General features: G+C 50.7%; 32 protein-coding genes and 1 pseudogene. 17 read left to right on the top strand and 16 right to left on the bottom strand.

The genetic code is table 11. The features are described from left to right. Positions 1 to 4 precede the first annotated feature (4 nt). On the top strand, positions 5 to 343 hold the full coding sequence (locus tag ACLHV8_RS12750) for a YebY family protein (RefSeq protein ID WP_049008505.1): 339 nt from the start codon (positions 5 to 7) through the stop codon (positions 341 to 343). Positions 344 to 662: 319 nt separating this feature from the next. On the opposite strand, the gene ACLHV8_RS12745 is transcribed toward ACLHV8_RS12750, so the two are convergent. The 12 genes and pseudogenes from ACLHV8_RS12745 to ACLHV8_RS12690 all read right to left on the bottom strand — a co-directional run. Next, positions 663 to 1748, bottom strand: coding sequence for a tyrosine-type recombinase/integrase (locus ACLHV8_RS12745; protein ID WP_410376919.1), 1086 nt, complete (start codon positions 1746 to 1748; stop codon positions 663 to 665). Next, entirely contained in the window at positions 1717 to 1989 is a 273-nt protein-coding gene (locus ACLHV8_RS12740; protein WP_410376918.1) for an excisionase, read from the bottom strand. Before ACLHV8_RS12740 ends, ACLHV8_RS12745 begins: the two co-directional genes overlap by 32 nt. Before the next feature lie 342 nt (positions 1990 to 2331). Continuing rightward, positions 2332 to 2523, bottom strand: coding sequence for a hypothetical protein (locus ACLHV8_RS12735; protein ID WP_410376917.1), 192 nt, complete (start codon positions 2521 to 2523; stop codon positions 2332 to 2334). A 9-nt stretch (positions 2524 to 2532) separates the two neighbouring features. Beyond that, the gene (locus ACLHV8_RS12730) at positions 2533 to 2772 is read right to left on the bottom strand and encodes a DUF4222 domain-containing protein (RefSeq protein WP_410376916.1); all 240 of its coding nucleotides are present in this window, start codon (positions 2770 to 2772) and stop codon (positions 2533 to 2535) included. Beyond that, positions 2750 to 3406, bottom strand: a complete 657-nt coding sequence (locus tag ACLHV8_RS12725; protein ID WP_410377044.1) for a hypothetical protein — start codon at positions 3404 to 3406, stop codon at positions 2750 to 2752. The genes ACLHV8_RS12730 and ACLHV8_RS12725 overlap by 23 nt, the downstream gene beginning before the upstream one ends. A gap of 11 nt (positions 3407 to 3417) precedes the next feature. After that, positions 3418 to 3639: a TraR/DksA family transcriptional regulator gene (locus ACLHV8_RS12720; RefSeq protein ID WP_410376915.1), complete on the bottom strand. Its 222-nt coding sequence runs from the start codon at positions 3637 to 3639 to the stop codon at positions 3418 to 3420. A gap of 91 nt (positions 3640 to 3730) precedes the next feature. Further along, positions 3731 to 4048: a hypothetical protein gene (locus ACLHV8_RS12715; protein ID WP_410376790.1), complete on the bottom strand. Its 318-nt coding sequence runs from the start codon at positions 4046 to 4048 to the stop codon at positions 3731 to 3733. Further along, positions 4045 to 4263 (bottom strand): hypothetical protein, encoded by a 219-nt coding sequence (locus ACLHV8_RS12710; RefSeq protein WP_410376914.1) that lies wholly within the window; start codon positions 4261 to 4263, stop codon positions 4045 to 4047. The genes ACLHV8_RS12715 and ACLHV8_RS12710 overlap by 4 nt, the downstream gene beginning before the upstream one ends. Then, a complete protein-coding gene (locus ACLHV8_RS12705; RefSeq protein ID WP_410376913.1) occupies positions 4260 to 4811 on the bottom strand; it encodes a phage N-6-adenine-methyltransferase in 552 nt (183 codons plus the stop codon). The genes ACLHV8_RS12710 and ACLHV8_RS12705 overlap by 4 nt, the downstream gene beginning before the upstream one ends. Next, positions 4808 to 4975: a hypothetical protein gene (locus tag ACLHV8_RS12700; RefSeq protein WP_237422456.1), complete on the bottom strand. Its 168-nt coding sequence runs from the start codon at positions 4973 to 4975 to the stop codon at positions 4808 to 4810. The genes ACLHV8_RS12705 and ACLHV8_RS12700 overlap by 4 nt, the downstream gene beginning before the upstream one ends. Beyond that, on the bottom strand, positions 4972 to 5400 hold the full coding sequence (locus ACLHV8_RS12695) for a regulator (RefSeq protein WP_410376912.1): 429 nt from the start codon (positions 5398 to 5400) through the stop codon (positions 4972 to 4974). Before ACLHV8_RS12695 ends, ACLHV8_RS12700 begins: the two co-directional genes overlap by 4 nt. After that, positions 5397 to 5609, bottom strand: a pseudogene (locus ACLHV8_RS12690) (exonuclease); the annotation flags it as partial. The gene ACLHV8_RS12695 and the pseudogene ACLHV8_RS12690, both read right to left, overlap by 4 nt. A gap of 17 nt (positions 5610 to 5626) precedes the next feature. On the opposite strand from ACLHV8_RS12690, the gene ACLHV8_RS12685 reads away from it, so the two are divergent. The 14 genes from ACLHV8_RS12685 (at position 5627) to ACLHV8_RS12620 (ending at position 17446) form a co-directional block, all read left to right on the top strand. After that, a complete protein-coding gene (locus ACLHV8_RS12685; RefSeq protein ID WP_410376911.1) occupies positions 5627 to 7021 on the top strand; it encodes a hypothetical protein in 1395 nt (464 codons plus the stop codon). A 3-nt stretch (positions 7022 to 7024) separates the two neighbouring features. Continuing rightward, complete coding sequence (locus ACLHV8_RS12680; protein ID WP_023327272.1) at positions 7025 to 7462, top strand: hypothetical protein; 438 nt, start codon at positions 7025 to 7027, stop codon at positions 7460 to 7462. 2 nt (positions 7463 to 7464) lie between these two features. Continuing rightward, positions 7465 to 8049, top strand: a complete 585-nt coding sequence (locus ACLHV8_RS12675; protein WP_224435084.1) for a hypothetical protein — start codon at positions 7465 to 7467, stop codon at positions 8047 to 8049. A 123-nt stretch (positions 8050 to 8172) separates the two neighbouring features. Next, entirely contained in the window at positions 8173 to 10110 is a 1938-nt protein-coding gene (locus ACLHV8_RS12670; RefSeq protein WP_410376910.1) for a lytic transglycosylase domain-containing protein, read from the top strand. A 2-nt stretch (positions 10111 to 10112) separates the two neighbouring features. Then, complete coding sequence (locus ACLHV8_RS12665) at positions 10113 to 10829, top strand: hypothetical protein (protein WP_410376909.1); 717 nt, start codon at positions 10113 to 10115, stop codon at positions 10827 to 10829. Next, positions 10826 to 11101: a hypothetical protein gene (locus tag ACLHV8_RS12660; protein ID WP_333487901.1), complete on the top strand. Its 276-nt coding sequence runs from the start codon at positions 10826 to 10828 to the stop codon at positions 11099 to 11101. Before ACLHV8_RS12665 ends, ACLHV8_RS12660 begins: the two co-directional genes overlap by 4 nt. Continuing rightward, positions 11101 to 12120: a hypothetical protein gene (locus tag ACLHV8_RS12655; RefSeq protein WP_333487902.1), complete on the top strand. Its 1020-nt coding sequence runs from the start codon at positions 11101 to 11103 to the stop codon at positions 12118 to 12120. Before ACLHV8_RS12660 ends, ACLHV8_RS12655 begins: the two co-directional genes overlap by 1 nt. Further along, positions 12117 to 12833 carry a hypothetical protein gene (locus ACLHV8_RS12650; RefSeq protein ID WP_208594289.1) on the top strand — a complete coding sequence of 239 codons (717 nt, stop codon included), beginning with the start codon at positions 12117 to 12119 and terminating at the stop codon, positions 12831 to 12833. Before ACLHV8_RS12655 ends, ACLHV8_RS12650 begins: the two co-directional genes overlap by 4 nt. Next, positions 12830 to 13162, top strand: a complete 333-nt coding sequence (locus tag ACLHV8_RS12645) for a hypothetical protein (protein WP_151571603.1) — start codon at positions 12830 to 12832, stop codon at positions 13160 to 13162. Before ACLHV8_RS12650 ends, ACLHV8_RS12645 begins: the two co-directional genes overlap by 4 nt. Further along, entirely contained in the window at positions 13159 to 14577 is a 1419-nt protein-coding gene (locus ACLHV8_RS12640) for a ubiquitin-activating E1 FCCH domain-containing protein (RefSeq protein ID WP_410376908.1), read from the top strand. Before ACLHV8_RS12645 ends, ACLHV8_RS12640 begins: the two co-directional genes overlap by 4 nt. A gap of 1 nt (position 14578) precedes the next feature. Further along, positions 14579 to 15283: a hypothetical protein gene (locus ACLHV8_RS12635; RefSeq protein ID WP_410376907.1), complete on the top strand. Its 705-nt coding sequence runs from the start codon at positions 14579 to 14581 to the stop codon at positions 15281 to 15283. Between the two features lie 325 nt (positions 15284 to 15608). Then, entirely contained in the window at positions 15609 to 16856 is a 1248-nt protein-coding gene (locus ACLHV8_RS12630) for a hypothetical protein (RefSeq protein WP_410376906.1), read from the top strand. A gap of 1 nt (position 16857) precedes the next feature. Next, positions 16858 to 17274, top strand: a complete 417-nt coding sequence (locus ACLHV8_RS12625; RefSeq protein WP_410376905.1) for a tail assembly chaperone — start codon at positions 16858 to 16860, stop codon at positions 17272 to 17274. Positions 17275 to 17284: 10 nt separating this feature from the next. Beyond that, positions 17285 to 17446: a hypothetical protein gene (locus tag ACLHV8_RS12620; protein WP_410376904.1), complete on the top strand. Its 162-nt coding sequence runs from the start codon at positions 17285 to 17287 to the stop codon at positions 17444 to 17446. Between the two features lie 301 nt (positions 17447 to 17747). Here ACLHV8_RS12620 and ACLHV8_RS12615 read toward each other — a convergent pair. Both ACLHV8_RS12615 and ACLHV8_RS12610 read right to left on the bottom strand, forming a co-directional pair. Continuing rightward, positions 17748 to 18868 (bottom strand): IS3-like element ISSen4 family transposase gene (locus ACLHV8_RS12615; RefSeq protein WP_121528277.1). Its coding sequence is split into 2 segments (ribosomal slippage): positions 17748 to 18610 and positions 18610 to 18868, totalling 1122 coding nucleotides; the frame shifts between segments, so codons are not numbered across the junction. A 33-nt stretch (positions 18869 to 18901) separates the two neighbouring features. Then, positions 18902 to 19795 (bottom strand): acyltransferase family protein, encoded by an 894-nt coding sequence (locus ACLHV8_RS12610; RefSeq protein ID WP_410376903.1) that lies wholly within the window; start codon positions 19793 to 19795, stop codon positions 18902 to 18904. Positions 19796 to 19952: 157 nt separating this feature from the next. Here ACLHV8_RS12610 and ACLHV8_RS12605 point away from each other — a divergent pair, with 157 nt between their 5' ends. Beyond that, positions 19953 to 20342 carry a S24 family peptidase gene (locus ACLHV8_RS12605; RefSeq protein WP_410376902.1) on the top strand — a complete coding sequence of 130 codons (390 nt, stop codon included), beginning with the start codon at positions 19953 to 19955 and terminating at the stop codon, positions 20340 to 20342. Positions 20343 to 20815: 473 nt separating this feature from the next. Here the strand turns inward: ACLHV8_RS12605 and ACLHV8_RS12600 are convergent, their stop codons facing one another. Then, entirely contained in the window at positions 20816 to 21757 is a 942-nt protein-coding gene (locus ACLHV8_RS12600) for a VirK/YbjX family protein (RefSeq protein WP_049008507.1), read from the bottom strand. Positions 21758 to 21933: 176 nt separating this feature from the next. Between ACLHV8_RS12600 and pphA the strand changes: the two genes are divergently transcribed. Next, positions 21934 to 22578 carry a protein-serine/threonine phosphatase gene (pphA, locus tag ACLHV8_RS12595; RefSeq protein WP_208594410.1) on the top strand — a complete coding sequence of 215 codons (645 nt, stop codon included), beginning with the start codon at positions 21934 to 21936 and terminating at the stop codon, positions 22576 to 22578. A gap of 34 nt (positions 22579 to 22612) precedes the next feature. Here pphA and ACLHV8_RS12590 read toward each other — a convergent pair whose 3' ends face one another. Then, positions 22613 to 22852: a YebV family protein gene (locus ACLHV8_RS12590; protein ID WP_028018652.1), complete on the bottom strand. Its 240-nt coding sequence runs from the start codon at positions 22850 to 22852 to the stop codon at positions 22613 to 22615. Positions 22853 to 22956 lie beyond the last annotated feature (104 nt).

The raw sequence follows: 22956 nt of genomic DNA, 5'->3' as shown, positions 1-22956 counted from the left end.
GCATATGAAAAAGACAGTACTTTCTCTCTTATTACTGGCCTGCACGGGGAGTGCTCTGGCTGCACCGCAGGTGATTACCGTCAGCCGTTTTGAGGTGGGTAAAGACAAATGGGCTTTCAATCGCGAAGAGGTAATGCTGACTTGCCGTCCGGGTCATGCATTATATGCGATCAACCCAAGTACGCTGGTGCAATACCCGTTAAATGAGACCGCAGAGCAACAGGTGGCTAGCGGTAAGAGCAGTGGCCAGCCGATCAGTGTTATTCAGATTGATGACCCGGCTCATCCGGGACAGAAGATGAGTCTGGCACCGTTTATCGAGCGTGCCGACAAGCTCTGTTAATGTTCAGGTTTCCAATAAAAAACCGCAGATGCTTGCGAAAGCACTGCGGTTTTTTACTTTTTATGATGCTCTTACGCTTTTTTTCAGGCCGCTTTAGCTGTGGACTGGAAAACCTGGCGTCGTCATCTATTCTTAAAAGGCAAGGCGACTTAGCCTGCATTAATGCCAACTTTTAGCGCACGGCTCTCTCCCAAGAGCCATTTCCCTGGACCGAATACAGGAATCGTATTCGGTCTCTTTTTATATATTTGTTTCTCAAAGGTTTTTTCGGTATCAACACGAAATCCCCCGAAAATTACTCGAATATTCCATATCCTGTCTAAACCATAACATACTCTGCACCGCGTGCGTCCAGGTATTTTTTGGTCATTGTTAAATTTTTGTGGCCGAGTAAACGCTGAGCAAATTCTTCTCCGCGCTCCTTTTCATATAGCCTGCTCGCCAGACTCCTTATCTCATGGAAAGGCGGTGGGTTAGGTCCGAATTTTAACCCGGTCGAATCCCTTATCTCTGCGAACGCCTGGGTAAGACCGTCAGGCGTTAGCGGCCCCGGCTTTCTCCCGCCACGGCGAACCGGCGAGTAAAGCATGAAGTCGGAAGGGTTATTTACCCGGCATCGTTCAATGACATCCTGCAATACAAGTCCTGCGACGTCCAGCCTCAAATCAAGGGGGATCGCCAGTTTGTGACCTGTTTTCTCCTGAGTAACGAACAGCCTGCCATCTTTGACGTCACTAAACCTGAAAAGAGAGATATCTTCCCTTCGCTGGCCGGTGACCAGTGCCAAATCGCATGCATTTGGTGCCCAGTCAGAATGGGTTAACGCGGCTTGGCGGATGATGGTGAATTGTTCGAGCAACAGGCGCTCTCGCTTAACTTTCGGCGTCGGCGTTCGCGTCGGCTCTGCCGGGTTCCTGTCGACATGTCCTTCTACGATCGCCTCCCTGAAGATGTCCATCAGAACAGACCGCAGCCCGGAAGCCATGCTCTTTTTATCGCAGAGAATGTACGATTCAAGAAATGAGGCGATATCCTTTGTCGTGACGGAAGTGAGGGGAATTTTGCCGAACTCTTCCTTTATGGTGGCGATCTGGTTTCGCCTGACCTTCATCGTGTTTGGTTTCAGCTCGCGCCGCTCGAGAATCACCTCGTAACGCTCCAGCCATGCGGCCACTGTGAAAGTGGGCACGTCTTTTATGCGATCCAGGAGAGAAGAGGGGAGGTAATTCTGGTCGATGTAGTTGTTGGCCTCAATGGCCTGGGCAACAGCGTCCTTGCGATCAATTCGGCCAAGAGATATCTCCTGCCCGGTCACCGGATTGCGCCAGCTGTAAAGTCTGTCTCTTTTACGGTAGGTCAGGTTACGGGGCAGGTTAGCGTCGTAACGTACTGGCCTTTTCGCCATGAGTCAGTCTCTCCAGTAAGGTGCCGCCGGACGGCAGTTTGGTGTGTTTCGGTTTAGAGCGCAGGTTCTTCTTGCGCGGATCCACGTAGATAGCGTCAGGCTGAACCTTATATTCCTTTCCGTGCAGCTCTGGCGCGGGATAAATTCGCCCCTCCCGCGTCCATCGACGCAGAGTGGAAATGGAGGGGGGAGTCGTGTAGACCTCAGCAGCCCATTCCTGCAAGTTGAGAAGCTTAGCCATGAGAACTCCTTAGCCGCCAGGCATTATATGCGAGGCTGCGTTGACGTGTTGATTAATCGAAATCAGGCAAAAAGAAGCCCGGCGCATGGCCGGGCAAAAGGGATAACGGAGCAGTGCTTTCGCACCCAATAGCCAGCTCATAACTGGCTATCAGTTGCGTCATTCAGTGAAATAGCAAAAGTCAGAGCTACGCGTTCGCACAGCAATCCATCCAGGGGCCGGTTTTCCCGTTTTGGCTGCAACATGCCACGACACGAACTGCATAAGCTGAGTGTTGCTGCGCTAATGGTTCATCCCAAGCAGCCGGCGTTCCACTGAGTTTTTCTTCATGGTTACTCCTTCTCATTCTTGTTGCTTAACGGTGTAATTTCCGTTTGGCTTTACGCCTACTGAAAAATAGGTGCCGCCGGTAATGCCGATCCCCCACACATCGCTCGTCCCATCATCAGGCTTCTTCTCTTTGATGAAATGGCGCAGAGCTGCCATGGCCGCCTCCACATCAAGAGTGGAATTAACATTTATAGTGATGCGCATAATCCCTCCTCACGCCGCGCGCTGGGCGCGCAGCTTCTTCAGGTGCTCTGCTGTTTCGATTTCTTCGGCGATCCGCTTGGCCTCGTCTTTGGTTAGCGGTTCGAACTCGTTTTGAAAGCGGCCCATGCTGGCTATGCAGGTGCGACCATTGCGGATGTAGTGGATAACTTCGTGGGTAGCGCGGAGGATTTTGCAGGGCGCGCCGTGGGGATCGGCGTACCAGGTATTAGGCTGGATGATCCTGAACATTGGGCACCACCTTAAATTCGATAACCCAAACCCATGGGTTAGTTTCCCAGTTGTCGGCTCCGTAGATGCTCATCCAAAGGTCACGGAAGTTAATGCGATATTCCCATCCGGGAAGAACCCCGCCGGAAGGCGGCGTAATGCCTTCTGACTTTGCATCGTCCTCACTCAGATCTCTAAGTCGCTCAACACGCACGCCGGTAATCTCCAGAGTTAGACGACTGGCCCAGCGCGGCATGTGAATCGAAGGCGTCCAGAGTATTTCATCAGCCGGCGGAACATTCTCGTAATGAGTTGGAACGTGCTCAGGGTAATCCGCGCGATAAAGTTTCAGGTCCGGCGCGCCAGCACCAGCTTCAGCCCATGTTTCGCGCACCCAGATGCGATCGCCGACGGCACCGAACGGGCAGGTGTAGCCTTCATTCTCATCAGCAACGCCAAATACATCTTTCTTTGCAGGCTGCAGGTATCCGTTTTTATCGACCACGCCAGGTGTGTACCAGTGTGCGTTTAAATCCAGATCGTAACCATTATGCGTTGGGTGGAAACCATCAGACGGCTGAACTTTCATGATGCGCCGCGTCTGCGTCTTCCTGCCGTCGAGGATGGCGCGCACCATCTCGCCATTAAAAATCATTCCACGCTCTTTCACTGGATCCCCCTTTGCTTATTCCTCAATTCGATAACACCCTGGCACTCCGCGCATGTCTTGCAGCCGGGAACGGCAGCGCGCCGCGGCTCGGGAATTGGTTCGTCGCACTCCGCACAATGCTCAGCTGATACGGCGTTGCGGTTGAGCCGGTGAGCGGAAAGGGCAGCGTTACGCTGAAGCTCTTCAATCTCTGCTGCGGTATCGATGATGTCGGCCATGGTCAATGCTCCCGGAACTGTCGATTAATTCGGGCGAAGGTAAACGCCAGCAATAAAAAAGGAGCTTTAAGCTCCCGGGTTATTAGTGCCTTCATGCGGCGCCGCCAGCGTGCCGCAGCCAGATGCATACCGCGCCATCTTCAGTGTCGTGAATTGAACCGACAAACCAACCACAACCGGCGGGTGTTTCTGGCTGCCACGCCGAAATGTCATAGCCGTCAACATCTGGATCAGCGTCGTCCTCATCGCGATAAATCACTTTCCACTCGAGGCCGTTCTTCTCCAGCCATGCGTTGAACTCAATGGGCGAAATGGATTCGCGGCCATCGCAAAATTCATCGTAAAGCGGGTGAGTCCAGTAGCCGTATTGGTCGCGTTCGACGGGTAGGGCTTTAAATTCTGTTGTCATTGTTCTGCTCCGAAGCGACGATTAAGCCGCCCTGTGTATACGATGAACTCCAGGAGGCTTACTCCCAAAGCTTCAATTTTCTTGTGATGCTTGTTGATGATGGGAGGCACCGTTTCGTTCCAGTTAGGCTTTGGCTTCTTGCGCATGGCCTGCTGGATTTCTTCGGTGCAACGGCGGCAGGCGGCGCGGATAGCGTTTTCATTTGCTGGCGTCATGCGGCCTCCCGGCGGGCGAGAAGTTTCGCCCCGAAAGCCATCAGCTCGTCCCGGTCCACAGTTGCGAAGTGGCAGTGTGTCCGCGGGTAAGGTCGCCAGATGATGAGCATCGACCCTTTATTGTTGCCACTGACTGGCTTACCGGTAACCGGGTTGATAAATGCCAGCCGCCCAGCGGTGATTAAGCGAACCTCGCTGGCGGTCTGGATAGCCTCCTTAAACCAGCCAACCGAAGTGTCAGCTGGGACAAGCATGACCGTGCCGATCTGGTTGGCGCTCTCGGCGGCGGCCTTCTTAACGAACGGTGTGATATCGCTGTATGGCGGGTTCAGCCAGATGTATCCTGGAATGCTCATGTAATCAGCCCAGGGCGTTTGCAGCGTGTTCTGCTCGGCGGTGATGAACTTACAGCATAGCGCGTTATGCGGCGCCGCGGCGGCATCCAGTTGAAAGCAAAACTCAGCATCAAGGGAAGCGAAGAGGGCTGGTGGAGTACGCCAGAGATCGCGCTGATCCGATGGAGTGTTGCTGCCGGTGAAATCCGTCATATATCCTCCCGCTCCGGATCGTTAACATCCCAGCCATTACGCTCCATATTGGTTTGCAGCCGCTTATCTCCGACCTCTTCAATGCTTCGGCCGGTAATCTCTGCGACTTCGGCGTTTGAGTGTCGCCACAGCAGCGCAAGCTCTTCGAGTGACCACGCTTTCATAGCACTGACTCCATTTCGTCGATGTAGAGGCCCTGAGCAATCAGGCGACGACGGCGGGCGGCACGCGCAATGCACTCCTGCCGTCTACCTTCCTGCGATTGCTCTATGGCGCGCCGGGTGAACAACCGCGATTTACCCTGTGGTGTAATGACCTTTGGCTTCGTGACGAGGTCGAAAGTCCGGTCGCAGATGCCGTCCTCGTTGATCCACTTTTCCGACTCAACTATCTGCGCTATCTGTCCGGATCCGCGTGTGATGCCGTTGGCCACCCTGTTAAACTCGATGAGCGTTACGCCAAACTTCTCGGCGATTTCGCTGCCTGTTACCGGGCGGCCACGCGTCTGAATCATCCAGATAAAGCGCTCACGAAGGCCGGAGAATTGCCCGGTTCGCCCGGGTCTGCGGTAAAAGGGTGTGCGTTTCATGCTGCACGCTCTGTGATTTTCTGAATTTCAGATTCCAGATCTGCAAGGAAGCTCTTAACCTCAGACTCGATTTCGCGCGCCAGCTCTTCGTCGAAATGAATGCGCTTCTTGAAATAGGCGAGGTCAGGCGGCAGGCGATCATCGAAACTAACGAAATCACACCATTTCCGCCCGGTGCACATCATCTGCGCATGCATTTGCAGCATGTACCCGGAGAAATAAATAAATGGCAATTGTTAACATTAACGTCTCGGTGACTAACCCACCGAAGCCCTCTCAGCTGCTCAAATCCGGCGCGATGATCTCCATGGGCGGAACAACCCTGGCTGCAGGTGAGTATCAGCTCCTGACGACGAAAGACGATCTGAAGGATATCACCTCACCGGCTAAAACTATTTCAACGATCACCTGGGCAACCGGCGTGGTCACGGTAACCCTTTCAGCGGCGCATGGCTGGAATGTTGGAGATACTATCCCGCTGGTAGTCTCTGGCGTTACTCCAGCAGCGTATAACCGCGCCGTAACCGCCACTGTGACCACTTCTACCGCCTTCACTTATCCGCTGGCGACAGACCCTGGCACGGCAACAGTCATGGGTACGGTGAAAACAGTGGCGGCAAACGAAATCATCGAGATGAACACCACGTTCTGGTCCCAGGGAACTACCCGCGCGGTCTATGTGCTGGAGCTCGGTGACGTATCTGTTGCTGCTGCTGTGGCTGCACTGGCCGACTTCATCGATGAGGATATCTCTCTGGGTAACACCTACCAGAAATTCTTCTCGTACCTGGTGCCGCGCGAGTGGGATGGCGAGCCGACGTTTAAAACCCTGACAGGTCTGTATACCAGTCCGGCGTCACTGGTTTATTTCTTCGTTACCACCACGATTGCCACCTATCCGGCGTGGGTCGCCACCAAAAACAAATCTGTTCTTGCAGGCGTGGAGTCAACAAACATCCCCGCTGGTGAGTTTTCCATGGCGTTCCCGTTCCAGTCATCTCTGGCAAACGATCCTGGCTCATCAAACATGGTACCGCCAATGGCGTACCGCTTTGGTTACGGGGTTACAGAGTATCCGGTCGAAGGTAATGGCACGCTGCTAAAGCAGCTCCAGGACAACAGCATCAACTACGTCGGTACCGCCGCGGAAGGTGGGCTGAGCAACAAAATGCTGGTGGCAGGCCACATGCTGGACGGCAATCCGTTCAACTACTGGTATTCCGTGGCGTGGACTGCAATCAACCTCGAGCTCGACCTGGCCAACGAAATCATCAACGGGTCAAACACCAATGTTAACCCGCTGTACTACGAGCAGAACGGTATCGACCGCCTGCAGCGCCGCGCGCTGAAGACGCTGCGCAACGGTATCAGTTACGGCCTGATCCTGGGGCGTGTGATTGGTACCGGCCTGACTCAGCAGGACTTCAACACCGAATACGAGAAAGGCACGTATGCTGGTAACGCGGTGATTAACGCCGTGCCGTTCGCGAATTACACCAGCCTGAATCCGTCCGATTACGCCGCTGGCAAATATAACGGCCTGAGCGCCGTGATGACGCCGCGCCGCGGCTTCGAATCCATCACGTTTAACGTGAACGTAACCAACTTTGTAGGGGCGTAAAAAATGGCAAACCCATTAGTACCTCAGGGATTCCTCAATCGTGTACGCGGCGCGGTGTCGGTAACTGACGTGCCAGCGCTGAACATCACCGCCTCTTATCTTGGCAAGGACGCCATCAGCATGCGTCCTGATGGCCCGGCGACGGACATTATCCCGACGCTTACCGGCACTGTAGGCAGCCAGGCGCCATATCAGCAGGTGACCGTCACCGTCCATCTGCTGCGCACCCAGGGCCTGAGCGACAGCTACAAAAACCGCTTCGCCACCGATACGGCACTGGGCGAGGTTGTAATCACCCCGGACGCGAACACGCTGAGCAATTTCACCGTGCTTAACGCTTATCTGGTGAACTTCAACGAACTGCCGTTTACCGGCATGGATGCCGGGTACGTGGTGACCATCAGCGGATACATCCTGGCTAACGACAACATGTGGGTCTGATTGTGAAAATTGACAAAAAGCTCAACCTGGTAACAAACATCACCCGGGAAGACGGGTCAATCGTGTACCTGCATGTAACCCCGTTCCCGTATGAGGTGGTGGAGGAGCACTGCCTGCTGCTGGGCAACCTCTTTACCAACTTCATCTCGCAGGTCGGCGGTCTGGGCGCGGCGCGCGTCGCCGCAATGATGCTCCGCAAAAAGCTCAAGCGCGAGCAGGAGCTCAATGCTGATAACGGGCAGCACGGGCCAAATATCGTTGACGAGATCCAGCGCCTTACATCTGTGGTCTGGAATGACGGTGGAACCTGGAAAACAACATCATTCGACGCCGCGATGAAGCAGGGGATTATCTCCCCTGACGAATACCGCGAAGTTGAAGGTGAGGTGGTTTTTTTTATGGTTTCCTCTGCCATTCAGAAAGCACAGCTGATAGCGCCGACAGTGGGATCAGTGATCGGCATGTTCGGTGGGCAACTCGAATCATTGAGCGTTACGGCGTTCCGCGATTCGTTGCTGACGTCGAATCCGCCTACCGATATCCAGACCCAGAGTGCCCAGCCGGAAACGTCATACATACCCTCCTAGACTGGGCGTCTAACGAGGGTTTCTGGCGGGTGATCAGGGAAATTACCGGCGAAGAGTTCGCCAGCCCGGCGCAGTACCGCCAGCGTTACATTATTTCCGCGCTAAAAGACAGGGGTTCCTTCAATGGTGGCTAAGTCTATTGTCGATATTGACGTAAATGACGACAAGTTTGTCGCGTTTATGGAGAAGTTTAAAGAATATCAGGCTGCATTAGAGGAACTCCCTGAAGCATGGCGAGGGCTGGCGCATGGTGCTACTGATGCCACCAAAGAGACGGCGAAAGCGAAAACAGAGGGCGACCTACTGGCTAAAGCCTTTTCTGAGGGGGCAAGCGCGATTCTGTCGATAAACAGCGGCCTTGAGCGGCTTACCGACAGTCTGGACAGGGCCAACAAGAGTCAGGAAGACTTCAACAAGAAAACTCGCTCATCAAAGGGTTTTTTGAGTGACGCCACGAAGGACGCGAAATCGCTGGCCGGGCACATCAGGGATGCAACCACAAGCCTGCTGTCATGGGGTGGAATTGTCGGCCTGTTCACCGGCGTGCTGGGTGTCGGCGGTCTTTTCGGGCTTAACCGGCTGGCGGCCACGACCGGGTCCCAGCGTTTCACCTCTCTCGGGATCGGGACGAGCATCGGCGCGCTGGACTCGACAGCCATTAACTACCAGAAAGCGCTTGGCAACCCGACGGGAACGCTGGGCGCTATCCGCGACAGCCAGATGGATCTGTCAAGGCGCTGGACATTCCAGGCTATGGGGATCAACAACCCTGACCAGGACCCGGCCAAACTCCTGCCGCAGATGATTCGCAATGCGCGAGACATCTTTGTAAAAAACGGCAGCACCCTGCAGGGGGCTAACGCCTACGGACTGACGAACTTCTTCAGCCTGGATGACCTGAATCGCTTTAAAAATATGAGCGATGAAGAAATAGATGCGATGGAGCGCCGGGCGCAGAAGGATGCGAAGTTACTGCAGATCACCGATCAGCAGGCGCGGCAGTGGCAGGATTTCAACGTCCAACTGGATTACAGTAGCCAGAGTATTCGAAATGCGTTTGTGCGCGGGCTCGGCCCGCTCACCCCGCAGCTGAGCAAACTCTCTGATGCGCTGGCTGGCGCCATTGATACCGTGTTGCAGTCACCTGAACTGGGTAAATGGATTGATAGCCTGGCGGTGGGGATTGAGAAATTTGGAAATTATCTCGCATCCCCTGATTTCGCCAAAGATGTTGATGATTTTATGGATGGCCTGCGTAGGCTAGGTCAGTCGATAGGTAGAGTAATTGACCTATTCACTGGCAAAGCCAGCGTGAGTGAGTTTATGGCGGCCTCCTCGCCAATGCTTAACAACCAGACTGTCCACGACCCGAACGGCGGCCCTGATTATGTTCCTGGAAGTGAGAGCGATCCGAACGTTCCCGGTTGGTTGAAAAAGTTAAAACTGGCTTCGGGAGTTGCTCCGGTTCAATACGATGAGTATTTCGAAGAGGCGGCTAAAAAATACAACGTTGATCCGAAGCTATTAAAGGCCCTGGCTGCGGCTGAGTCATCATGGGACCAAAACGCAGTTTCCAAGGCTGGCGCGCAAGGGTTAATGCAAGTTATGCCAGACAACTTCAAGCCGGGAGAAAAGCCATTCGATCCTCACGATAACATCATGGCTGGGGCAAGAGTTCTGCGTGACGGGATGAACTGGGCTAACAAAAATGCTGGTGGTGATCTGGAGGAAGCATTGCGGTATTACAACGGCGGAGTCAGGCGTGGTAGTGCCGAGAACATCGCATATCCAGGAAGGGTTAATGAAAAATACCAGCAGATTTACGGAGTTCCTGCGCTAAGCGCTAAAGAGCAGTACGCGGAAATGCAGGGTTCACGTAAAACCCCAGCAATAGAAAACGGCAGCGACAATTCAGAGGTTGCCAAAAACACGAACAAGACCAACCAACTGCTGCAACAGATTGTTGACAGAGGGCTTACTGGGAACGGCTCTGGGATGGTCGTTTATAACAACACTGGCGGAAATGCCGTTGTTTCCAGCTCTCAACTCGGAGTTCGATAATAATGGCATTTACTCGCGAGCTGTACCGTCTTGGCTTTGAAATATCCCCAGTTATCCTCTGCAATGGAGTTGCGGATGCTATACCCGGCGGCATGCTGCCGATAGTCGCGCTCACCCAGAGCGCCAGCTTTGTGACCGGGCTGATTGGTGGGGCAATCAACCTTACCGATCTTGATAAATATTTCTGTCACTGGCGGCCTGTTCAGGGCGCAACGATGGTTGACTATGACATCGCTCGCTATCCGTTCGCTAACCAGACTGTCGCAGCTAACGCGCTTCTTGCACAGCCACTGAGGGTCAGCCTGATGATGGATGCGCCAGTGAACGAGAATACCGGAGCCATGACCAAGCTGGTAACGCTGAGCGCGCTGCAGGCGGTGCTTCAGGCGCATGCCAACCTGGGCGGGACTTACATCGTGGCCACGCCGTCAATCATCTACAACAACTGCATTCTGAAAACTGTTAAGGACAGCTCAACCGGTAATGATCCTCTGCCTCAGCGCTCATGGCTCTGGGATTTCGAGCAGCCGCTGATTAGCGAAACTGCAGCTGATCAGGCAGTAAACAGTTTCCTCAGCAAAATCGATGGTGGTGACCAGAATAACAGCAGCGCATGGACAAACACCGTCAGTGCACTGGGTAACACATCGCTTGGCGGATCGGTTACAGAGGCGATAACGGGCGTGATCGGCAAGCTGCAGGGGGTATTTGGCATATGAGCACCGTCAATTACCCGTTTACCGGGCTTGAGAGGAAGAGCATGACGTTCTCGCCGGTTCTCGACGGGACGGTCTACACCTGCCAGATGAAATGGAACATCGCCGGGCAGCGCTGGTATTTGCTGATCACCAACAGCGCCGGAAACACGGTGCTGAATACTGCCGTTGTTGGGTCGACATCTTCTGGTGGAATAAACCTCCTGAATGGGGTGTTCACATCGACGACCATGATCTGGCGTGAAAAAAACGGGCAGATTGAGGTAACGAGCTGATGCGCTATTACGAAATTAACATTTTTGATGGCGACACCCTAATCCAGCAATATACCAGCCTGAAGAATGGGGTCTATAACCCAGGCGCGCTGATGGTCGAGTTCGACATCATGCGATTTGGCGAATCCACGCCAGCAGGGGAAACCCATCTCACTGTATGGGGTATAGGCCCAAAAGACATGCAGCAGGCCAGACAGAACCTCTATGGTAAGCGAATTCAGATCTTTGCGGGGATGTCGAAAGGTCTGCCGCTGGCGGGAGTGTGGGATAAAAAGCTTGCCATTGAGGGGACCATTTTTCAGGTTTTCGGTAACTGGCAGGGCACAGAGCTGAGGCTGGACTTCATTATTGTCGCTGGGCCGGTTAACACCACGAACCGCGGGCAAATGGTTCCTCTCCAGCTAACAATGCCATGGTCTATGGGGCAGAAACTCTCCGTTGCGCTGACACAATGTGTCATGACGATGGGCGGCTTTACGCCGAACATAAGCATCAGTGACAGGCTGACGCTGAATTACGATCGCCCCATGTTCTGCGGTTCCCTCGCTGAGCTGGCAAAAAACCTGAGAGCATTTTCCCTCTCGCGTATCAAAGACCCAGGCTATACGGGCGTGGAAATTGCCGTAGTCAACGGCAACGAAATCCGGGTATGGGATAACGATTACGCTAACCATCCAGATCAGGGATCGAAAACCAGCGCGACGGAAAGGAGTAAAAATCCTGTCCAGATAAATTTCAATGACCTGATCGGCCAGCCAACGTGGATCAGTTTTGGCGTTGTCAGCGTCATCTGCGTCATGCGCGCAGACCTGCAGACTGGTGACCATATCCTTATGCCGGAAAAGTCCAGGCCAATGATTCAGGCTTCTTCCTACTCGCAGTTTCGCGATGACTCGGCTTTCAACGGTGAATTCGTCGTTCAATCGGTAAGGTTGCTGGGTAACAGCAGGCAGCCAACAGCGGAAGCGTGGATCACCGTGATTGAGGCATACCCGGCGGAGGCGGTTAAGACAAAATGAGTGTTGACCAGAAGCTTAATTTCGGCAGGAACATGAACAGGTTCGCCGAGCAGAAGTTTAATGAGGCGTTCCAGGCGGCCGGGAAAATCCTGCCGGCCAGCATTGTTGAGCAGCAGGGAAACATGGTCACCGTGTCTTTCGAGCTACATGACACGCCATACGTTTTCCCGAATGTCACGATCCCACTTTTCGGCCCGCAGTACATCCGATATCCGATGCAGCCGGGGGACAAAGGCATTGTCATTCCTGCCGACACCTATCTTGGGGGCGTAAGCGGGCAGGGCGGCGGTATTGCTGACCTGACCCCGCCGGCCAACCTGAGCGCTCTGGTATACCTGCCGATCAGTAACACCGAATGGGAGGCCGTCGACGGGAACGTTGTCACTATTTACGGTCCTGAGGGTGTGACTATCCGGGACCAGGGAAGCAACACGACGTTTCTGTTAACGCCTGAAAGCGTGACGATTGCGGCCGTCGATTTGTTTAAGGTAACAGTCGGCAGCACGGTGCTAACACTTACGCAGGGAATGTGGAGTATTACAGGCCAGAGCGGAAAGCTGCAGGATTCAACTGCCAGCACCAGCCCTGAGATTATGCATACCGGCTGGGCCGCCTTGGTTGCATGGGTGAATTCTCATCAGCATTCAAACGGTAATGGCGGTTCAAATACTGGGGTCCCAACCACCACTTTCAACGGGAATATCACACAATGAGAACCTACGGGAGAGATGCAAATGGTAAGTGGGTGCTGGTGGTTCCGGATGAAAATGGCTTCAACGACTCCATCTATCTTACGACGCTGATCCAGAATCTGAAGCTGGCGCCGCAGGAGTCACCATTTTTTGCAAATAATGGCATTCCGGCGCAGAGCTCGGTCATTCAGCAGGTGCTACCCACCTATTATGTCGACAGGCTTCAGCGGCAATTTAGTCCGTATTTTTCATCGCTGCAGATCGCCCTTGTGAGTGATGACCCGCCTGTATACAACATTTCGGCGATTACGAACGCCGGTTCTAAAATTATCACAACGGTGAACGTATGAGTGATTTGTCCGTTAGCTATGACGCAGCCGGGCCAGTGCCGAAAACATCCGAAGAGCTGCGCGCCGACTTAGTTTCAAGAGCCACAGAATTATCACCAGGCATCACGACAGATCTCCCAGGCTCTCTGATTGAGGATATCGTTGGTACCGACGTTGGCGCGCTGCTCATTGCCGATCAGATCCGCGTTGACCTAATCAACTCCGTAGGTCCGCTGAAGGCGAATATGTACATGCTGAACCTTCTGGCTCAGCAGTCAGGTATCAGCCCACAAAAAACTCAAGGAGAAACTACCGTTCCGGTTACGTTTTCTGGCCCGGCTGGATTCGTTATCCCGCAGGGTTTTCTGGTCAGCGACGGAACGTATACCTACCAGATCTCCGATGCGACAGTGGTCCTGTCTTCTGGTGTCAGCTCGATGGTAACAGCCATTGCAACGAATACGGGTTCGTGGGCTGTTCCTGTGGGCTCAGTTAACCAGATCCTTACCAGTCTGCCGTCGGATATTACCCTGACCTGTACCAACCCTGTTTCCGGTACGCCAGGCGGTGCGAAAGAAACTGATTACGAGTTTCGCGAGCGCGTCTGGGAAGGCCAGATGTCAACCGTTCAGGGGTATCCTGGCTTTATCCGCCAGAAATTAACCGACCTGAGCAATGTTCAGGCCCGGCTGGTTTCAGTCGTTCAGAGCGGCAATGCATGGATTGTAATGTGCGGCGGTGGCGATATTTATGAAATGGCAGGAGCCATTTATAAATCAGCAGGAGACATCAGCAGGCTCAAAGGCACGGACCTCAATGTCACGGGCATTACCAATGCAAACCCTGGCGTTATCACGACTGACATCACCCATGGATTCAGCACTGGGCAAGTTATTAATATCACCGGCGTCACCGGAATGAGCGGCGTCAATAACGTGCCACTTACCATTACCGTTCTGAGTCCGCATACCTTTTCCATCGGCATAAACACGGCTTCATCCGGCACGTGGACGGGCGGAGGCATTGTCACCCCGAACCTGAGGAATAATGTCTTTACGATCAATGACTGGCCTGACAACTACGTCATTCCCTTCGTGATCCCGCTTCAACAGTTGGTGACAATAAAGTTTGAGTGGGCGACGGAAAGTGCTAACTACCTGACGGATGCGACTATCGCCTCACTGGTATCACAGCCAGTTATCGACTACGTGAACGGTATATTTGCCGGAAAGCCGATGAATATCAATAACGTCAAGGATGTTTTTCTTCAGGCGATTAACAGCACGCTGGATATGAGCCTGATTTCAACACTGAACGTTATTGTTACGGTAAATGGTGTTATCACAGGAGTCGATTCCGGAACAAATATAATCAGCGGTGACCCATACAGTTACTGGTACATAGCCTCGAATGGGGTAATTGTCGACGGGATATAACATGCTGGAAGATATCATTAAATCATACCTGTATACGCAGTATAACGACGATGATGATCTACAGGCGTTCGTCACCGCGTATAACACAATGGCTCAGGATATTTATTCATGGATGATTAAAGCCAACCTTCCGATCTTTGTCGGGGGGTACAATGCTGGCGATCAGTTGAAATGGATTGCCAGGGGGATTTATGGCGTCAAGCCGCCGGTACTTGTCAGTGGAAAGCAATCCGTTTTCGGTTCATACAACACCGTTCAGTTTAACCAGCTGCCATTCAATGGCAGAAAGGTGGTTAATCAGTCTGATCAGGTTGTCGTTTCTGATGATTTGTTTAAACGCATCATGACCTGGAATTTTTACAAAGGTGATGGGTATTATTTCACCATCCCATGGCTGAAGCGCCGAATCATGAGGTTCTTGACTGGCATTGACGGTGTCGATGTCGTTAATGATCAGCGGTGGAGTATTTCAGTTCTCTTCTCTGGGGCGGGCGCGAGCATATCAATAATTAAGGGATACAGAAAACTAACCGATGCCACTATTTTTAATGGCTTTTCTTTCAATACACGGTCATACAATCAGAAGAATAGCCTGCTTATAAATAGCGACAATTATGAATATGCCGCTCTCTTCAAACAGGCCTTTGACAGCGGGTTGCTACACATGCCGTTTTATCAACCAGTGAGCGTGACTATCATTGGTTAGTATTGTTTCGACTATCAATTTCCATGTCAGTAAAATGTTTAAGGCACTGACATATAACAAGCAGCATGATAACTGTAAAGAAAACAGCAATGCTGAATTTAATGTTCTCGAAAGGTGGGATTCCTTCCTTAATCCACATATCGAAAATTAAAAATATAAGGAAAGTTGAAAGCAATATTGTAATCGCACCTACAGATGCCAGAAGAAATTTAGAAATAGACACTGATAAGTTTTTCATTCAGAAATCCTCGTTAATTTTAATTTCATTTTAACACTAAGAGCCCGCATTGCGCGGGTTTTTTATTGCCCGTATCCCGGAGGATAAATGGCACTCACACTTTTAGCAGCTAACAATGCGCAAACTGTGCTGGCAGCAGGCATTAGCTCCAGTGCAACATCAATGACTGTAAATACCGGTACCGGTGCATTGTTTCCAGCACCAGTTTCTGGTACTAGTTTTTTCAAGCTTACTTTAGTAGATGCAGCAACAGGGCAAATAACAGAAATCGTTCATGTCACAGCGCGTTCCGGTGACACCATGACAATCGATCGTGCACAGGAAGGAACAACCGCGAGAGCATGGTCTGCAAACGACATTGCAGCAAATATGATGACTGCAGGAACTTTGGGCTACATCCTTAATAATTTTCAGCCCCTTGACGCTACTCTTACGTCTCTTGCTGCTCTTCCTACTGGGGTAAACAAACTACCATATTTCATCGGGACGGATAATGCTTCCCAAACAGATCTAACATCAGTTGGAAGAGATATTATTGGTAAAGGAACTGTTGCCGATATTTTAAAATATCTTGGGCTCTCCGATATTTTGCATAAAGGAGACTATGGGGTAGGTGGAAGCCTTCAGGGGAGCGCAGGGGGTGGCAGCCATGTTGGTGGGTTCATGTATGAACCTTACCAGGCAAATAACCTGTACCCAGTAAGCGTCGCCCTAATGCAGGCCGGTGGTCCCACACCTACTGAATGGGCTCAGATTGCTGTTGCTTATGGTGGAGCGTTCAGAGCATTTCTAGGTCGTCAGGTTTTTGGTGGAGCGTTCAGAGCATTTCTAGGTCGTCAGGTTTTTGGTGGATCCTCTGAGATAAGCGAGCTTTATCATGACAGGCGGAAACCTACAGCGGCTGACGTTGGTGCCCAGCCTCTGGATGCAACTCTCACCACTCTTAGTGGAAAAGATGCATCAGGATTAAGGAGCGTCCTGGGGCTTGGAACAACAGCTACAAGAAACGTAGGTACAGGCTCCTCACAAATTCCCGATATGAGTTCTTTTTTAAGCGGGTCGACATCATCGGCATTTTGGTACAAATTGCCAGGCGGCATGGTAATGATGGGTGGCAACGCATCTGGAATCGCTTCTGGTACTACAGGGAATGGCGTCTTCTTTCCAGTGCCATTCCCAAATTCCTGCTCAAGTGTTGTTGTCACATTAGTTAGTAATGGCTTGTATGCAAACACAGTCTCTTTTAACACATACATTCCAGGAAACGACAGGTTTAACATTTATACGAATACCAGTGGTACATATACTGTATATTATCTGGCGTTTGGGAGTTGATATGAATAATTACGTATGGTCAGCATTGCATGTTTCATTCTTCCCAAAATCGATGCTACAAGATTATGAATCTGCCGGGTGGAATTTGTCTGATGCGGTAGACGTTGTTGACAGCCTTTTCCAAACATACAGAGCAATGCCGCCAGATGGGAAGATGCTTGGAGTTGTTGATGGCATGCCTGCATGGATTGACAAGCCAGCAGTGCCAAATAGCGTATTGCTTTCAGACGCACTTGCGCGGCTTGCATCAGAATATAAAAATGACAGAGGTCAGTTAAATGATGCATACGTTGCAGCAATGGTAAGTGATGGTCCATCAGGGCAAACTAAGCAGCAAGCCGTTAGAGATCAAATTACCCAGCGAAAAGCTAAGTACGTATCAGATATCGCTGCTGCAAAATTACAATATCCTGTATAAGGTGGTCATCATGGAAACACAATCAAACGAAGAACAACAGATACTGCAGCAGCAGGACTCTACCGTGAAATTCTGTCCGATATGCGGCTCAACAATGCATCAGCAAGATTATCTGAATGGGAAGTGGTGGTTTTGCGATGATGAAGAATGCGGTTTTTTTGAGCCCGTGTAAAAGTTTTTTTTCAGAAAAAGCCCTCCCTGGAGGGCTCATACTTATTTCGCGTATCTCTTTCTAAATCCAAGAAATGGTTTTTCAATCAATTCAAAACATATCTTGGAAAAGACGAGAATTGCAGGAAGTAGAATTAGAAAGTTAATTACAGCATTGATATTGTCATTTGCAACAAACCTCGGAATTCCGAATGTTTTATGGAATGAGTAAAGAACCACACCGTGCAATATGTATTCAGAAAAGCTTACTTCACCAAGCTTAGATAATGCATTTGACCTGCCCCCACGATTAGATACAACACTCAGTTAGTAACGTCGGAATCTTCATTCTCAGAATGACCCTTTCTCCAGCCCGCTGCAAATTCAGACGGTGTCTGATAATTCAGCGTGGAGTGCGGGCGGCATTCGTTATAATCCTGCCGCCAGTCATTAATAATTTTCCTGGCATGAACGATATCGCTGAACCAGTGCTCATTCAAACATTCATCGCGAAATCGTCCGTTAAAGCTCTCAATAAATCCGTTCTGCGTTGGCTTGCCCGGCTGGATTAAGCGCAACTCAACACCATGCTCAAAGGCCCATTGATCCAGTGCACGGCAAGTGAACTCCGGCCCCTGGTCAGTTCTTATCGTCGCCGGATAGCCTCGAAACAGTGCAATGCTGTCCAGAATACGCGTGACCTGAACGCCTGAAATCCCAAAGGCAACAGTGACCGTCAGGCATTCCTTTGTGAAATCATCGACGCAGGTAAGACACTTGATCCTGCGACCGGTGGAAAGTGCGTCCATGACGAAATCCATCGACCAGGTCAGATTGGGCGCCGCCGGACGGAGCAGCGGCAGACGTTCTGTTGCCAGCCCTTTACGACGTCTTCTGCGTTTTACGCCCAGGCCACTGAGGTGATAAAGCCGGTACACGCGCTTATGATTAACATGAAGCCCTTCACGGCGCAGCAACTGCCAAATACGACGGTAGCCAAAACGCCTGCGCTCCAGTGCCAGCTCAGTGATGCGCCCTGATAAATGCGCATCAGCAGCCGGACGGTGAGCCTCATAGCGGCAGGTCGACAGGGATAAACCTGTAAGCCTGCAGGCACGACGTTGCGACAGACCGGTCGCATCACACATCAACATCACGGCTTCCCGCTTCTGGTCTGTCGTCAGTACTTTCGCCCAAGAGCCACCTGAAGCGCCTCTTTATCCAGCATGGCTTCGGCAAGCAGCTTCTTGAGTCTGGCGTTCTCTTCCTCAAGCGACTTCAGGCGCTTAACTTCAGGCACCGCCATACCGCCATACTTCTTACGCCAGGTGTAAAACGTGGCATCGGAAATGGCATGCTTGCGGCAGAGTTCACGGGCGGGTACCCCAGCTTCGGCTTCGCGGAGAATACTGATGATCTGTTCGTCGGAAAAACGCTTCTTCATGGGGATGTCCTCATGTGGCTTATGAAGACATTACTAACATCGGGGTGTACTAATCAACGGGGAGCAGGTCACATTGTCTATGATGTAAGGTATCTTTATGCTTGACGACAAGTAAGAAAGTACAAAAACACCCCACATACAAGCCTCCAGATATGATAAAGAGGTTACATATGGTGTTGGTATGTACCACAGACCTTCAGATCTTAGCGCCAAAAGAGAAAAGAAGACAATTGCAGAGCTGGCGATGATAAAGATCGGATTAGCGAATTTATCCTTATAGTTTATATATAGATATCCAAATACCATCCCAATTAATAGCTGGTCAAATCGTCCAAGCATTGTTAAGTAGTAATAATGATTATTCAGATATGAATCCGATCCAAGCTCCCCGCCATAGATTGCTACTATCATGGCTCTCCACGCAAGCCAAAAAAGAGACAGATACACAATATACTTCACACCGTATCTGTTAAGAAAAAGAGCAAGGAACGGGAATATTAAATAAAACTGAAACTCAACCGCTATAGTCCAGGTTTGGCCAAAATGTGCTAATAATGGGGACGATTGCAAATTTGAAAAAAGGAACAAGGATAACGCATCAGAAAATGTGGCGGTACCTCTCGATAGAGACATGGCAGTAATCCATGCTACAGAAAGGAGTGGGAAGATACGTATAAATCTATTGAAGATAAAAGATTTATAAGAAATATCTTTTTTCCCTCCATCAGATATTATGGTGAATAGAAAACCACTAAGCACTAAAAATAACGTAACTCCCGTATCACCAGCGAGCATGAAATTTATTAATGGATTGTTCGATTCTTTTCCTCCGAATGCCGTATAAGAATGAACAAAAACAACAAATGTTGCTGCAAAAAAACGAAGATGGTCAATCCTTGACAGGTATTGTGAGTTTAGACTTTTCATCTTTATCCACTTGAAAATGAAAAAATATTAGCACGTAAGATGATGTCGCGCCAAGAATCATCATTCGTAAAGGGCGCGAATTTTTGTTACATACACTTGATCGACGCCACCGATCAATAATACTGTATGCATATACAGTAACTATCGGAGGTGCATCATGGGATTTCCAAGTCCTGCGCAAGACTACGTTGAAGAGCGCATATCTCTCGATAAGCGTCTTATCGCTCATCCATCAGCCACATACATGATGATAGCCGGCACAACATACCTGCGTGCTGGGATCATGAAGGGCGCAATGCTTATCGTCGATTCATCACTGACACCGAAAGACGGTTCTCTGCTTGTGTGTGCTATTGATGGTGAGTTCAGGATTATGCGCTACCGTACTCACCCACAACCGCATCTGGAAAATCTTGAGAACGGCAAGCGGGAGAGGCTGCCTGATAAGAATGAAGCATCAGACACATCTCGTCCGGTGTTTGGAGTGATCACGTACAGCATCAACGATGCTCGCTCTGGCGAGTTCGATGATTGTCCAGTGATGTAAGAAGAGGTGCGCACCAGGTAAGTCTTACAAACGGATTCGCGGCGATTATGCTGATGCTAATGGAAGGCGTAAAGAGGTGTGTTTCGAAACTGGAAGGAGCTACGCAAAAGAGGGGATGTTTTCGGATCAAAGCGATCCCGAAGTTCACTCGTCGCTCACTCGAAAAAGATAGCAACGGTTTGATCTTGAATAGATGTATTGGTAAGCATTGAAACCCGTATTTAACGGGTTTCTGACATGTAACTATATGAATTATATCAAAAAGGGCTGGTTGTAGCGGAAACAGGAATCGTATTCGGTCTCTTTTTATCTGTATGAAAGTAAACGAATAAATCCAACGCCTTCTTTCTTTTACAGCGTGCACACTGTGTGTGTCTTACTAAAACATAACACAACACAGCATGCGGAAGTCCAGCCCTTTTTGCCTGTTTTGTTAAATTTTTGTGCGCAGTCAGCGAAAGCCTATGCAGTGCTTAGAAGCGCGATTTAACAGATGCCTCAATTTCATCAAGGAGTTCAAAGCGACGGCGATATTCGGCACGTTTTTTACTGGCAATCTCCTCAAGGGATTTGCGTTCCATCTGCAAGGGCAGTTGCCAGCTGAATGTTGAGCGCTTTTGACCGTCGATAGAGGCCCAAAACTCATCGTAACTGGCGTGGAAATGACGGCCTTTACTCAGGCGATAACGCAGAGCACGGAAGATATGCCCTTCATCGCTGACGGCATAAATCGCTTTGATACCGGAGAGTGTTGCAAGCTGGAAAAGCACCTCCATTAATACTCGCTTAGGGAAAAGGCCGTGGCAGGCTCGTGTTGCCTGCTTGATCACATCACGGGATACGCTGCGGCGAGGTCCCTGAAGACCGCCAATCACCAGCACATATTCCCCGTTTTCCCGGGCGACGCAAAAGGTCACGCTCGCAAGCAGGGTATTTTCATTGTCTCGCAGCCACAGCGTACACTCGCCTTCGCGCTCCGCTTTACTGGCGTTCATGGCATTGACGTTATAGCTCACGCCATCTTTTGCATGAAACTCAACAATAGATTGCTCCTGGGGGCCAGTTAAAGCGTTGACCAGCCCGGCATCTTTCAGAGAGTCAATCCACTGATAATGACTAATGATAGCGTCGGCACGCGCGTTGGCATTCATGCCACGCATCAGATACTGACGATGGGTTTTACTTGGCAGCGTGATTTGCGAGGCCAGAAGTTGGTCAAAATCGTCGCGACGGGCCAGCGCATCGAGCATTCGGTGCGTTGAAGACCAGAAAAGCAGCGAACGTAATAGAAATTTAAGTCGATACTCGCGTTTTTGCCAGATAGGGCCTGGGACGAGTTGACCTTTCACCAGTTCGGAAATGATATGGGTACGATGCGAATGTGCTGCATCGTCTTGCAGGCGCGTATTTGACACGGGAAAACCTCAAATTTTATGCATTGCATATTTTAGGGGGCATGCAAAACTGGATTAATACTGGTGAAATATTTATTTATCCTTAGTTTACTGTTTGTTTAGCTTTGTGGAAAGCACTGCTGGATTGCGTCTCTCCGGATAAGTCTGGTGCAACTATACTCGCTACAGGAGGTGTTATGTATCAGCGATTAGAAGGTGGGAGGTGGCGTCACGTCTGGGTTGTTAGCGACATTCATGGTTGTTACCAGTGGCTGATGGATGAACTGAAACGTCGTCATTTTAATCCATATGAGGATTTACTGATCTCCGTCGGGGATTTGATTGATCGTGGTCCTGACAGCGTTAAATGCCTGGGGCTAATCAATGAAAAATGGTTTCGCGCGGTGCGCGGCAATCATGAACAAATGGCAATCGACAGCCTGGATAATAATGATTTTTCGCTCTGGACGATGAATGGCGGAATGTGGTTTGCACGCCTTGAACGTGACCAGCAACAGCTGGCGCTATCGCTGCTCAATGCCTGTCGCAGTTTGCCGCATATTATCGAGATCACCTGTGCAAATGGCCTGAATGTGATCGCCCATGCTGATTATCCTGCGGAGGAATACCGCTGGCAAAAACCGGTAAGCGCCCAGCGCGTATTATGGGATCGCGATCGGTTGATGGGGTTTATGGTGGGTAAAGGGCAGGGAATTCGCGGAGCGGATCATTTCTGGTTCGGACATACGCCTGTCGACCGAAGGTATGATTTTGATAATTTACACTATATCGACACGGGGGCTGTTTTTGACGGTTACTTTACGCTGGCACAACTGCAATAATAAATAACCCGCCTTCGGGCGGGTTCTCTTTAGGTCAGGCAAGGCGCATGACCCAGGCATCAGTTTTGCTATCGTAATGCTCACGGTAAAGGACAGAGTGTTCGCCATCAAGAATTGCCGGGACGCTGATGTCCGCATCCCAGGCATCGAGTTGCATACACAAATCCGGGTCGGATTTGCAGGGAATACTTAACGTTCGATCGCCTTGTATTTCGCCGCGCAGTTCTGCGTCGTCAATCTCAAAAGCGCCAATACGCACGCTGGTTTTCGTCATATTGCTCTCCGGGTCGATTGTCAAAATCTGGTATGACCAGTACGGTCATCCATTTTTGATCGTAGACAAGGAGAGCGAAATCGCCAGTAAAAAAATGCGCTTTT

It is taken from the genome of Enterobacter sp. CPE_E863, assembly GCF_046521465.1.
Taxonomy (GTDB): domain Bacteria; phylum Pseudomonadota; class Gammaproteobacteria; order Enterobacterales; family Enterobacteriaceae; genus Enterobacter; species Enterobacter adelaidei.
Note: the sequence above shows the minus strand (reverse complement) of the source record. Positions and strands in the feature narration are given on the sequence as shown.

Coding starts and splice junctions, on each gene's coding strand:
- ACLHV8_RS12750 (WP_049008505.1), top strand. CDS start 5: ATGAAAAAGACAGTACTTTCTCTCTTATTACTGGCCTGCACGGGGAGT.
- ACLHV8_RS12745 (WP_410376919.1), bottom strand. CDS start 1,748: ATGGCGAAAAGGCCAGTACGTTACGACGCTAACCTGCCCCGTAACCTG.
- ACLHV8_RS12740 (WP_410376918.1), bottom strand. CDS start 1,989: ATGGCTAAGCTTCTCAACTTGCAGGAATGGGCTGCTGAGGTCTACACG.
- ACLHV8_RS12735 (WP_410376917.1), bottom strand. CDS start 2,523: ATGCGCATCACTATAAATGTTAATTCCACTCTTGATGTGGAGGCGGCC.
- ACLHV8_RS12730 (WP_410376916.1), bottom strand. CDS start 2,772: ATGTTCAGGATCATCCAGCCTAATACCTGGTACGCCGATCCCCACGGC.
- ACLHV8_RS12725 (WP_410377044.1), bottom strand. CDS start 3,406: ATGATTTTTAATGGCGAGATGGTGCGCGCCATCCTCGACGGCAGGAAG.
- ACLHV8_RS12720 (WP_410376915.1), bottom strand. CDS start 3,639: ATGGCCGACATCATCGATACCGCAGCAGAGATTGAAGAGCTTCAGCGT.
- ACLHV8_RS12715 (WP_410376790.1), bottom strand. CDS start 4,048: ATGACAACAGAATTTAAAGCCCTACCCGTCGAACGCGACCAATACGGC.
- ACLHV8_RS12710 (WP_410376914.1), bottom strand. CDS start 4,263: ATGACGCCAGCAAATGAAAACGCTATCCGCGCCGCCTGCCGCCGTTGC.
- ACLHV8_RS12705 (WP_410376913.1), bottom strand. CDS start 4,811: ATGACGGATTTCACCGGCAGCAACACTCCATCGGATCAGCGCGATCTC.
- ACLHV8_RS12700 (WP_237422456.1), bottom strand. CDS start 4,975: ATGAAAGCGTGGTCACTCGAAGAGCTTGCGCTGCTGTGGCGACACTCA.
- ACLHV8_RS12695 (WP_410376912.1), bottom strand. CDS start 5,400: ATGAAACGCACACCCTTTTACCGCAGACCCGGGCGAACCGGGCAATTC.
- ACLHV8_RS12685 (WP_410376911.1), top strand. CDS start 5,627: ATGGCAATTGTTAACATTAACGTCTCGGTGACTAACCCACCGAAGCCC.
- ACLHV8_RS12680 (WP_023327272.1), top strand. CDS start 7,025: ATGGCAAACCCATTAGTACCTCAGGGATTCCTCAATCGTGTACGCGGC.
- ACLHV8_RS12670 (WP_410376910.1), top strand. CDS start 8,173: ATGGTGGCTAAGTCTATTGTCGATATTGACGTAAATGACGACAAGTTT.
- ACLHV8_RS12665 (WP_410376909.1), top strand. CDS start 10,113: ATGGCATTTACTCGCGAGCTGTACCGTCTTGGCTTTGAAATATCCCCA.
- ACLHV8_RS12660 (WP_333487901.1), top strand. CDS start 10,826: ATGAGCACCGTCAATTACCCGTTTACCGGGCTTGAGAGGAAGAGCATG.
- ACLHV8_RS12655 (WP_333487902.1), top strand. CDS start 11,101: ATGCGCTATTACGAAATTAACATTTTTGATGGCGACACCCTAATCCAG.
- ACLHV8_RS12650 (WP_208594289.1), top strand. CDS start 12,117: ATGAGTGTTGACCAGAAGCTTAATTTCGGCAGGAACATGAACAGGTTC.
- ACLHV8_RS12645 (WP_151571603.1), top strand. CDS start 12,830: ATGAGAACCTACGGGAGAGATGCAAATGGTAAGTGGGTGCTGGTGGTT.
- ACLHV8_RS12640 (WP_410376908.1), top strand. CDS start 13,159: ATGAGTGATTTGTCCGTTAGCTATGACGCAGCCGGGCCAGTGCCGAAA.
- ACLHV8_RS12635 (WP_410376907.1), top strand. CDS start 14,579: ATGCTGGAAGATATCATTAAATCATACCTGTATACGCAGTATAACGAC.
- ACLHV8_RS12630 (WP_410376906.1), top strand. CDS start 15,609: ATGGCACTCACACTTTTAGCAGCTAACAATGCGCAAACTGTGCTGGCA.
- ACLHV8_RS12625 (WP_410376905.1), top strand. CDS start 16,858: ATGAATAATTACGTATGGTCAGCATTGCATGTTTCATTCTTCCCAAAA.
- ACLHV8_RS12620 (WP_410376904.1), top strand. CDS start 17,285: ATGGAAACACAATCAAACGAAGAACAACAGATACTGCAGCAGCAGGAC.
- ACLHV8_RS12610 (WP_410376903.1), bottom strand. CDS start 19,795: ATGAAAAGTCTAAACTCACAATACCTGTCAAGGATTGACCATCTTCGT.
- ACLHV8_RS12605 (WP_410376902.1), top strand. CDS start 19,953: ATGGGATTTCCAAGTCCTGCGCAAGACTACGTTGAAGAGCGCATATCT.
- pphA (WP_208594410.1), top strand. CDS start 21,934: ATGTATCAGCGATTAGAAGGTGGGAGGTGGCGTCACGTCTGGGTTGTT.
- ACLHV8_RS12590 (WP_028018652.1), bottom strand. CDS start 22,852: ATGACGAAAACCAGCGTGCGTATTGGCGCTTTTGAGATTGACGACGCA.